At 70.7% G+C, this 10,026-nt stretch carries 9 protein-coding genes; 6 read left to right on the forward strand and 3 right to left on the reverse strand.

Annotated features, from left to right (window positions below):
- Positions 1-10 precede the first annotated feature (10 nt).
- The 3 genes from ABZ910_RS15050 to ABZ910_RS15060 are packed head-to-tail and all read right to left on the reverse strand — an operon-like array spanning position 11 to position 4,080.
- Positions 11-1,123: an Ldh family oxidoreductase gene (locus tag ABZ910_RS15050; protein WP_361363941.1), complete on the reverse strand. Its 1,113-nt coding sequence runs from the start codon at positions 1,121-1,123 to the stop codon at positions 11-13.
- The gene (locus ABZ910_RS15055) at positions 1,105-2,688 is read right to left on the reverse strand and encodes an AMP-binding protein (RefSeq protein WP_361363944.1); all 1,584 of its coding nucleotides are present in this window, start codon (positions 2,686-2,688) and stop codon (positions 1,105-1,107) included. The genes ABZ910_RS15050 and ABZ910_RS15055 overlap by 19 nt, the downstream gene beginning before the upstream one ends.
- Positions 2,689-2,745: 57 nt before the next feature.
- Complete coding sequence (locus ABZ910_RS15060; protein ID WP_361363947.1) at positions 2,746-4,080, reverse strand: nucleotide sugar dehydrogenase; 1,335 nt, start codon at positions 4,078-4,080, stop codon at positions 2,746-2,748.
- Positions 4,081-4,284: 204 nt separating this feature from the next.
- Here ABZ910_RS15060 and ABZ910_RS15065 point away from each other — a divergent pair, with 204 nt between their 5' ends.
- The 6 genes from ABZ910_RS15065 (at position 4,285) to ABZ910_RS15090 (ending at position 10,025) form a co-directional block, all read left to right on the forward strand.
- Positions 4,285-4,500, forward strand: a complete 216-nt coding sequence (locus tag ABZ910_RS15065; RefSeq protein ID WP_361363950.1) for a hypothetical protein — start codon at positions 4,285-4,287, stop codon at positions 4,498-4,500.
- A gap of 971 nt (positions 4,501-5,471) precedes the next feature.
- Positions 5,472-6,320, forward strand: a complete 849-nt coding sequence (locus ABZ910_RS15070; protein ID WP_361363953.1) for a putative 2OG-Fe(II) oxygenase — start codon at positions 5,472-5,474, stop codon at positions 6,318-6,320.
- Positions 6,321-6,355: 35 nt separating this feature from the next.
- A complete protein-coding gene (locus tag ABZ910_RS15075) occupies positions 6,356-7,153 on the forward strand; it encodes a phytanoyl-CoA dioxygenase family protein (RefSeq protein ID WP_361363956.1) in 798 nt (265 codons plus the stop codon).
- 64 nt (positions 7,154-7,217) lie between these two features.
- Positions 7,218-8,315, forward strand: coding sequence for a zinc-binding dehydrogenase (locus tag ABZ910_RS15080; RefSeq protein ID WP_361363959.1), 1,098 nt, complete (start codon positions 7,218-7,220; stop codon positions 8,313-8,315).
- 80 nt (positions 8,316-8,395) lie between these two features.
- Positions 8,396-9,799, forward strand: coding sequence for an MFS transporter (locus tag ABZ910_RS15085; protein ID WP_361363961.1), 1,404 nt, complete (start codon positions 8,396-8,398; stop codon positions 9,797-9,799).
- Positions 9,792-10,025 carry an MbtH family protein gene (locus ABZ910_RS15090; RefSeq protein ID WP_361363963.1) on the forward strand — a complete coding sequence of 78 codons (234 nt, stop codon included), beginning with the start codon at positions 9,792-9,794 and terminating at the stop codon, positions 10,023-10,025. Before ABZ910_RS15085 ends, ABZ910_RS15090 begins: the two co-directional genes overlap by 8 nt.
- Position 10,026 lies beyond the last annotated feature (1 nt).

A 10,026-nucleotide genomic window follows, 5' to 3' on the forward strand; every position in this document is an offset into this window, starting at 1 on the left:
GAATCTCCCGTCAAGGTCGTGGCGTTCGGTCGAGCGGAGCGACGTTCACGAGGGCGGCCGCGCGGTCGAGTTCGGCCAGCACGATCGCGGGCACCGGTACGCCGTCGCGCGTCCGCTCAGCCGTGCACCGGGTACGCCGCTCCCCGGGCATCCGCACGGGCGTTCCCTCGGCGGTGGCCGGCACCGCGCGCAGCCCGGCGCAGAGCGACTCCACCCGCTGCTCGACCTCCTCGGCGGGGACACCGAGCGCGCCGAGGTCCAGGCAGAGCACGAAGTGGCCGACGCCGGCGGGTCCGGACTCCGGCAGCCGTGGTCCCCAGCGGGCCCCCGCGACCGGACCGCAGAGCAGCTCGACCAGCAGACTGATCCCGAATCCCTTGTGCTCGCCGTCGGCCCCGCCGAACGGCAGGAGGCTGTGCCCCGAGAGCGCGTCGATCCCGTCGATGACCTCGCCCGGGTCGACCGCCGGGAGGCCGTCGGGACCGATCGCCCACCCCTCGGGCAGGTTCTTCCCGGCTCGCTCGTACGCCTCCAGCCGGCTGCGGGAGGCCACGCTCAATGCCGCGTCGAACGACAGCGTCTCGTCGCCCGCGGGCGACCCGTACGCCACCGCGTTGGTGCCGAGGAACGGCGCCGCACCGTGGGTGGGCGCCACCATCGCCTTCGTCGACCCGGTGAGGACCATCGCGAACATCCCGGCGCGGGTGGCCCGTTCGGTGTACCAGGCCATCCCTCCGGCGTGGTTGGACCCGCGCACCGTCACCACCGCGACTCCGTGCCGGCGTGCGGTGTCCACGGCCCGGTCGGTGGCGAAGGCGAGGGCGACGGGGCCCATGCAGTTGTTGGCCTCCACGGCGAGGACGGGGCCACCCTCGGAGACCACCTCGGGCCGGGCGTCTCCGCTGACGCGTCCGCCGGTCAGGGCCGCGGCGTACTGCGGGAGGCGGGCGATTCCGTGGGAGTCGGTGCCCGCGAGGTCGGCGTCCACGAACACCTGGGCGCACAGCTCGGCCGCGTCGTGTGTCGCGCCCGCCGCGGTGAGCACGCGGATGGCGAAGTCCCTCAGCGCGTCCGCGGAGAGGCGGACCGGGTCGGCTGCCGTGGTCATCTCGGTGGCGCCCATCGCCGCCCGGTGCGCGTGGCCCGCGCCGTCATGTCCCGCAGCCTGCGGCGCACGATCTTCCCCGTCTTCCCGCGGGGCAGCGCCGTCATGTAGTGGATCAGCACCGGCACCTTGTAGGTGGCCAGCCGCGCGGCCGCGAACGCGATCAGCTCCGACTCCGCGGGGGACGCCCCCTCGTGCAGGACGACGGCTGCGGCGGCCTCCTCGCCCAGGGTCGGATGCGCCCGGCCGAAGACCGCCACGTCCCGTACCGCCGGATGCTGCGCCAGCACGGCCTCCACCTCGCCCGGCGCGAACTTCTCCGCGCCGCGGGTGATGATGTCGGCGACCCGGCCGGAGAGGGTCACATAGCCGTCCTCGTCCAGCGACGCCTGGTCGCCGGTGCGCAACCAGCCGTCCAGGAACGGCTGTTCGGAGTCGGGCACCCCGAGGTAACCGGGCATCACGTTCGGCCCGCGGACCAGTACCTCGCCGACGCTGCCGGGGGCGTCGCTGATCTCGCCGTCGGAGCTCAGCACGGCGATCTCGGTGCCCTGCGGCCGGCCGACGGTGCCGCTCTTGCGCGGGCCGTCCAGCGGGTTGCTGGCGATCTGGCCGGGCGCCTCGCTGAGCGCGTAGGCCTCCACCACCGGCGCCGAGAAGGTCTGTTCAAGCCGGTCCAGCAGCTCGGGCGGCAGGGCCGAGGAGGTCGAGCGGACCGCGCGCAGCCTCAGCGCCTCGGCGATCCGCGGGGCGCCGCGCGTCATGGCCAGGAAGCTGTGGTGCACCACGGGGGCGGCGGAGTACCAGGTCGGCGCGGTGGCCCCGGCGACCGCGAGGAGCTCGTCGGCACTCTCGGGGCGTGTACAGACGGTGCTGCCGCCGGCGACGAGCGGGGCGAGCACCCCCGGGAACATGCCGTGACCGTGGTAGAGCGGCATCGCGTTCAGGGCCCGGTCCGTGGAGCCGAGCCGTAGGGTGGCGCCGATGCTGTCGGCCGCCGCGGCCAGGTTGCGCTGGGTGAGCCGTACCACCTTGGGCGTCGAGGTGGTGCCGGAGGTGAAGAGCAGCAGCGCGGGGTCGTCCGGCTGCCAGGTCTCGTCGCCGACCGCGCTGGGCGCCGCGTCGAGCTGGTCGACGGACCAGGGAAGCACGGGGGTGCCGGGACCGGCCAGGGCCCGCAGCCGGGGAGCCGACTCGGCATCCGCGACGATCGCCTTCGGGCTCAACTGACGCAATAAAACAGTGAGTTCGCGATCGGTGAGCGCCGGGTCCAGCACCGCCGTGGCGGCGGCGGACATCGCAGCGAGCAGCGCCGCGGCCAGCCGCCAGTCACCCACCATGACCAGCGCGACACGGTCCTGCTTGGCCACGCCCGCCTCGCGCAGCCGCGCGCGGCCGCCGTCCCGGATGCGGCGCACATCGTGGTGAGTGGCCCGCACGCCGGTGGCGTCGAGCAGCGCCGGTGCCGCACCGGCCCGCAGGGCGGCGGCCCGTAGCCGAGCCTCCAGCGTCGGTGGGTCGCCGGGTGCCGGATCGCTGCCCGCGTACGCCGGTGTCGGGTCGGTGTGCCGAAGATTGGTCATCTGGGGGAGTCTCTCCGCGGGATGGTTCGAGGTCGTCGGGCCGGTTCGGGCAGGACGTCAGAGCCGTTCGACATGGGGGGCGAGGGGGACGCGGTGCACGGTGTCGAGCACGGCACGCGCCTGGTGCCAGTCCACCTGGTCCCGCAGCACGTCGTGCGGAGTCACCAGTACGACGCAGTCGTACGCCGCGGGTTGGAGCTGATGGACGTCCAGTGACTCCAGGACGAGCCCGTCGACCTCGATCCGCTCGGCCCATGGATCGCAGTAGTCCACGACGGCGCCGGCGGCGAGCAGACGGCTGATGATGACCAGGGCCGGAGCGTTGCGCAGGTCGGGCACGTTCGGCTTGTACGCCACTCCCAGCACCAGCACGCGACTGCCGGCGGTCGCGACGTTCCGCCGGGCCAGCAGCTCCGTGACCCGGTCGGCGACCGTCACCGGGCGGGCGTTCGCCTGGCGGTGGGCCGCCTCCACCACCCGCAACCGCACGGCCTGCCGGTCGGACTCGCTGATCAGGAAGAGCGGGTCCACCGGAATGCACTCACCGCCGATCCCGGGACCCGGCCAGTGGGGCAGGTAGCCGAACGGCTTGGTGGCCGCGCCACGGATCACCTCGTCCACCGGCACGCCGAGCTTGTGGCAGAAGTCGGCGATCTCGTTGGCGAAGCTGATGTTCACCAACCGGGCGCTGTTCTCCAGGAGTTTGCTCATCTCGGCGACGGTGGCGTGGGAGAGCGGTGTGACCTCGATGGACAGGGACCGCAGCACGATCGCGGCGCGGCCGGTGCAGGCGCCCGTGACACCGGCGACCACTCGTGGGGTGTTGGTGATCGTCCAGCCGTCGGAGTTGGCCGGATTCACCCGCTCCGGGGCGCACGCCACGAAGAGGTCCTCACCGAGGGTCAGCCCGGTCTCGGCGGCCAGCCGGGTGGCCCAGCGCTGCGTCGTTCCCGGCGGCATCGTCGACTGGAGCATCAGCACCAGGCCCGGTCTGACCATCGGCGCGATCGAGGCGAGCGCGGTGTCCAGGTAGGTGAGATCGGGCTGCCCGTCGAGGGTGACCGGCGTGGGGACACACATGACCACCACGTCCGCCGAGGCCACGGGGTGCGCGGTCACCGAAAGATGCAGCCGTTCGGAGACTGCCCGCACCTGTTCGTCGCTGATGTCCGGCAGGTACGACTCGCTGCGTCGCAATCGGTCCAGCTTGGCCTGGTCGATGTCCACACCGTGCACGTCGAAGCCGGCGGAGGCGAAGGCATGGGCCAGGGGCAGCCCCGTGTAGCCCAGACCCACCACGGCGATCGTCAGATCACGGTCCCGCGCTCGCTTGCTGAAGGTGGCCTCGTCCTGGCAACCGGCCGACATCATCGAGTTGGTGACCACGTTCATCTCTACTCGCTCCCCATGCATGCCCGGCGCGAGAGGCGTACAGCGCTGGGTCTCCTGACGCCCCGGTCGTGGGCGTTGTTGGTATCGCGTTCTCGCCGCCCCGGGCACCCGCGCGAGGGCGTGCGGATTTCCCGCGTTCCGGTGACGGCGACCACCGGCTCAGCCGAGCTGCTTCGGGGGGCCGGTACGGCCGCTCTCTGCCGCGTGACCACCGGCGACCGCCGTCAACGGCCGTCCGTGGGGCAGGTCCTGAGTCCGGGCGGGGAAATCCTGGGCCGCGAGCGCACCGCCGGCTCACGCGGCAACGCGGGCTTGCCGGTGAGCGTGAAACTCGTCCGCGCCGCCGCGAAGGCAATGCGCGGCGCGGAGCCGGCCGTCGTCGAAGTCGGAGGCGGCCTTTTCGGCCAGAAGGTGCAATAGGCGAAATTGAACGGCAGATGTCACTGCGTTGAAATGCGCGGACGCATTGAGGGAGTTGAAACGCTCGCATACTGGGTCATCGCGACGTAAGGCACCTTGCATCTCATCACCCTTCCCGCGGTCAACGGGTCACTCGTCAGGAAACGAATCAGCATCAGCGCTCGCAGCACTCAAGCGGATGCCGCCATATCGGAGCAAGATCGGGCCGATGTGATCTGGTTCACATCGGCGGGGCCCGGCGGTGTGACCTGGACACGCGCAGGATAAACGTCAATGCCGTTGATTTTGAGGGGATTTAGCGGTTCGGCGGCCAGTTGGGCGCGCCGGCCACCGATGGTTCGAAATGTCTGCGTGCAGGGCATATCTCGTTGCCCGTGGTGGTCGGTCCGGGGTCGAATGTCGAGGGCCGTGAATTATGGTTAATCCGCCGCGAGGTCAAACCGTGTTCGCACCGGTAACCCGTGTGAATCAGATCACACCCGCCTGATCTTGCTCGGATATGGAAGCATCCGCTTGAGTGCTGCGAGCGCTGATGCTCTGGTTTCATGACGAGTGTCCCGTTGATCACGGGGAGGGTGATGGGATGCAAGGTGCATTAGGCCGTGATGGCCCCCTGTACAAGCGTTTCCACTTCCTCAATGCCTCCGTGCATTTCAACGCAGTGACACCGCCCTGCGATTTCGCCTCTTGCACCCTCCGGCCACGATGAACCGGATGGTGTCGTCGACTCAGCGGCCCTGAGCACGGGGTTCGACGCCCCGCCTCGCACCCCCACCCGTCCGGCCGGCTGGTCGTCCCCCTCGCCCGGGTCCTGTCGTAGCCCGGGATCCCCCCACTCATCTCGCCGGTGGTCCAGGCCCGGCCGTGCGCCGAACCACCCGCCACCCCCCACCTCTTGCCGTCCCTCTCCCGCACCGCTTCCGGCCGACGCGTGTCGGCCCGCACGAGCACCGTGGAAGGAAGAGCAGCCCATGACCACCCACGCCCCACGCGAGAACGCCGCGGCGCCCAGCGGGAACGTCAGCGCCAACAACTCACCGATCTACACGCTGTTCGACGTCGACGTGACCACGACCCTCCAGCGCGAGCACATCCTGCGGCTGGCGGCCGGCGTCAGCGGCGCGATCCACGTCAGGGGCTTCGGACTGCCCGAGGACTGCCGCGACATCATGGAGGCACTGGCCGTCCAGCCGCTCGGCGCGTACGACGAGGCCTTCATCTACCCGCGCATCGCCAAACTCGGGCCCGCCGCCTACGACTTCTACGTGGCCCACGGCCTGGACGAGGAGTACTGGAAGCACGCCGAGGATGCCGTCGCCGTCCGCAGCGCACTGCTGCGCGGCACCGACCCCATGGACTACGCCGTCGAGCGGGTCCGCGAGGGATGGGGCGGCGACGTCGAGTACGCCCGGTCCGGTGGACGGCCCATGTTCGCCGGCATGATCCGTGAGATCGCCAACGGCGCGAAACTGCACTTCGACGAGATCACCCGGGAGAGCCCGGGGCTGCTCGACGAGACCCCGGCCAGCTTCCTCACCCTCAACTGGTACCTCGACATGCCGGAACACGGCGGGAGCACGTCGGTGCACCGGCACCGCTGGCGCCCGACCGACGAGCAGTACCGCGACCGGTACGGCTACACCACGGAGGCGGTGGCCGACGAGCCGTTCGTCACGGTCCGTCCGGAGCCGGGCGACGCCGTGCTGTTCGACTCGCGCAATCTGCACTCCATCGAGCAGATCTCCGGTGCGGGCCGCCGCGTGACCCTGTCCTTCTTCCTCGGCATCACCGGACGCGGCCCTCTGCACCTGTGGTCCTGAGACGTAACCGAAGGCAGGGAAGAGGAGGACCCGCCATGCTCACCGCAGACGACATCGCCACCTATCACAGAGACGGCGTGCTGGTCATGCCCGGCCTGTTCAGCCGGGCCGAGACCGAGGCGCTCCAGTCCGCGTTCGAACGGGACGCGAAGATCCCCGGCGGTCACCGCATCACCGAGGCCAACGACACCGACGTCCGCGCGGTGTACGCCTCCCACTGGCGCCAGCCCGAGTTCGCCTCGCTCACCCGGTCGGCGCGGCTGCTCGGCTCAGCGCAGCGCCTGCTGGACGCGCCGCTGTACGTGTACCAGCTCAAAACGAACGCCAAGCCGGCGTTCGGCGGGGACAAGTGGGCCTGGCACCAGGACTTCCTGGCCTGGCGGCTGGCCGACAACATCGCCCGGCCACGGCTGGTCAACGCGGTCGTCTTCCTGGACGACGTCACGGAGTTCAACGGACCCGTCATCTTCGTGCCCAGGTCGCACACCGCCGGTCTGGTCCGCCGCGACCGCAACGACACGGCCAGGTCCGCGCAGCACCTCGACCCCGACGACATCGAGCTGACCCCGGCGGAGCTCGCCGCCTGTGTGGACCAGGGCGGCATGGTCAGTCCCAAGGGACCGGCCGGCTCGGTCGTCTTCTTCCATCCGGAGATCGTGCACGGCTCGGCACCCAACATGTCCCCCCACCCCCGCCGACTGGCGATCGTCACGTACAACGACGTCGCCAACCCGCCCCGGCCGACCGGGACACCACGCCCCGAGTACCTCGCCGCCCGGAACGTCACGCCGCTCACGGTCGAGGACGACGTACTCGCCGGCGGCCGTGCGTGACCCCCGTCCCCCCCGACCGTGAACAGCAGTGCCCGAGACCGTGAGCAGCAGGGAAGGTGACCAGGTGACCAGCAGCCGTGCCGTCGTTCTGCAGGAGTACAACGTGCCGCCCGCCGTCTCGGAGTTCGACCTCGCGGCGCCCGAACCCGGAGGCATGACCGTCGCCTGCCGCTACGGCGGCATCTGCGGCACGGACCTGCACCTGATCAGTGGCCATCTCGACGTACCGATCCCGCTCGTGCTGGGCCACGAGGGGCTGGGCGTCGTCCACGAACTCGGCGAGGGCACCACCCACGACGTGAACGGCCGGCCGCTCGCGCCGGGGGACACCGTCATGTGGGCCTCCTCCATCGCCTGCGGACGCTGCCACGCCTGCCGGGAACTGCGGGAGCCGACCCTGTGCGAGAACCGGCGTACCTACGGCGTCAACCGCTCGGTGGCCGAAGGGTCGCCGCTCGCCGGTTCCTGGGCGGAGTTCATCAGGCTCGCACCCGGCACCACGGTGATCAGACTCGACGAGGGGATCGATCCCGTCGCGGCGATGTCCCTCGCCTGCGCCGGACCCACCATGGTCCACGCCCTGTGGGAGCGCAGGCCGGTCCGGCTGGGGGAGACCGTCGTCGTTCAGGGCAGCGGTCCCGTCGGCCTCGCCGCGGCCTGCTTCGCGCAACTGGCCGGCGCCCACGTGATCATGGTGGGCGGCCCGCAGGCCCGTCTCGATCTCGCCCGCGCCGCCGGAATCGCGGACCAGCACGTCGACGTCGTGGAAACCGGTGACACGGAAGCCGCCCGCAGGGTCGTCATGGAGGCGACCGGAGGCCGCGGTGCCGACCTGGTCATCGAGTGCGCGGGCGTGCCGGAGGCCGTCGAGCAGGGGACCAGGCTGGCGCGGCGCAGCGGCTCGTACCTGATCGTCGGCCAGTACACCGACAGCGGCAACGCCTGGTTCAACCCGCACCAGATCGTGTACCGGCAACTGGAGGTCATCGGTTCCTGGGCCTTCACGGGCGCCCATCTCGCTGAGTACGTTCGGATGCTGCCCGCGCTCACGGAACGCTTCGATCTGAGCAGCCTTGTGACGGCCTTTGCGCTCGTCGACGTGCACAAGGCCCTGGAGCAGGTGGCGGCCGGTGCCGTCATGAAGGGCGTGCTCGCCGTGTGAGACCCGAGGTCCGACGCCTGACCCGCGTCTTCGGCCGCGGGGTGCCATTGCCATGACCATCGGCGAAAGGAGGCCGGTTCATGCCCAAAGGGAGTGACACCGAAGTTCTCGGTTCCGGTGAGCCGTTCACCCGGTTCTCCGGCATGGGCTCCTTCGGTCTCATCTGGGCCGGCCATCTCACCTCCCTCGTCGGGAATTCCGTGCTCCGCTTCGCCCTGGTCATTCAGGCGTGGTCCGAGGGAGGGCGGGCCATCGACGTGGTCGCGCTGTCCCTGTGTGCCCTGCTGCCGCAGATCGTGCTGAGCCCCACGGCCGGCGCCCTCATCGACCGGGTCAGCCGCCGCACCGCGCTGCAACTCTCCGACTTCGGCGGCCTGGTGGCCATCACACTGCTCACCGCGGTGTACTTCTCCGACGGCGTCCGGATGTGGCAGGTCTACGTCGCCGTGTCCCTGGTCGGCGCCGCGGGCGCCTTCCAGTACCCGGCGCTGTCCTCGGCCGTCCCCGTCCTCGTCCGCAAGGACCAGCTCCAACGCGCCAACGGACTGCTGTCGTCGGCGAAGTCCGGCGCGGAGGTGTGCGGGCCCGCGCTGGGCGGGGTGCTGGTGGCGTTCTCCGGACTCGGGTTCGTCCTCTGGGCGGATCTGGCCAGCTTCGTCGTCGCCCTGACGACCGTACGGCTCGCGCTCTTCCACGAGCCCGAGCGGCCGGCCGCCAAAGCGGCAGACGCACCGCGCCGACGGCTGTGGGCCGACTCGGCCGAGGGCCTCAAGGAGCTGTGGCGCCGCCCCAGCCTGCGGGACCTGGTCATCGTCTTCTTCGTCGTCAACCTGGTCATGATGTTGGGCTTCGCCGCCGTCCAGCCCATGGTGCTGGCCCGCACCGGCGACGACGCCTCGGCGCTGGCCGCCGTCAACACCTGCATCGGGATCGGCAGCGTCGGGGGCGGGCTGCTGCTCGCCGCCTGGGGAGGGCCCAAGCACCGCACGCGCGGCATGATGCTCGGCATCGCCGGAATGTGCCTGAGCTCGCAGATCACGATGGCGATGGTGGACGACACGGTCGGCTGGTGCGCCGCGATCATGATCGGCGCGCTGCTGATGCCCATGATCAACGGCGCCATGCAGTCGCTGATCCAGACCAAGGTGCCGAACGCACTCCAGGGGCGGGTCTTCGGCGCGGTGATGTTCGTGTCCCAGCTCTCGGTGCCGCTGGCCATGGCCACCACGGGACTTCTCATCGATCACGTCTTCGAGCCACAGGCAGCCGCGGACAGCGGACTCGTCCATGCGCTGGCCCCCCTGGTGGGAGACGGGCACGGCAGTGGCATGGCCGCGCTGCTGCTGCTCGCGGGGGTGTGCGGGCTCGGAGCGGCGCTGTGGGGATGGTCGCGGCGGTCGGTGCGCGCGATGGACGCCCTGCTCCCCGACCTCGACTCTCCGGCGCCCGCCGCCACGACGACAGCAGGAGGCGAACATGGCTGAGGTACACCGGAACGCGGACAAGGCGACCAACCCGTTCGAGGACGAGGAAGGCCGCTACGGCGTCGTGGTCAACGCCGAGGGACAGCACTCGATCTGGCCGCAGTGGCTGACGGTTCCCGCGGGCTGGGAGACGGTCCTCGAGGACGCCACACGCGAGGACTGTCGCGCGTACGTCGAGACGCACTGGACGGACATGCGGCCGGTCGGCATACGGGACGTCGTCTGAC

It is taken from the genome of Streptomyces sp. NPDC046805 (assembly GCF_040645355.1).
Classification (GTDB): Bacteria; Actinomycetota; Actinomycetes; order Streptomycetales; family Streptomycetaceae; genus Streptomyces.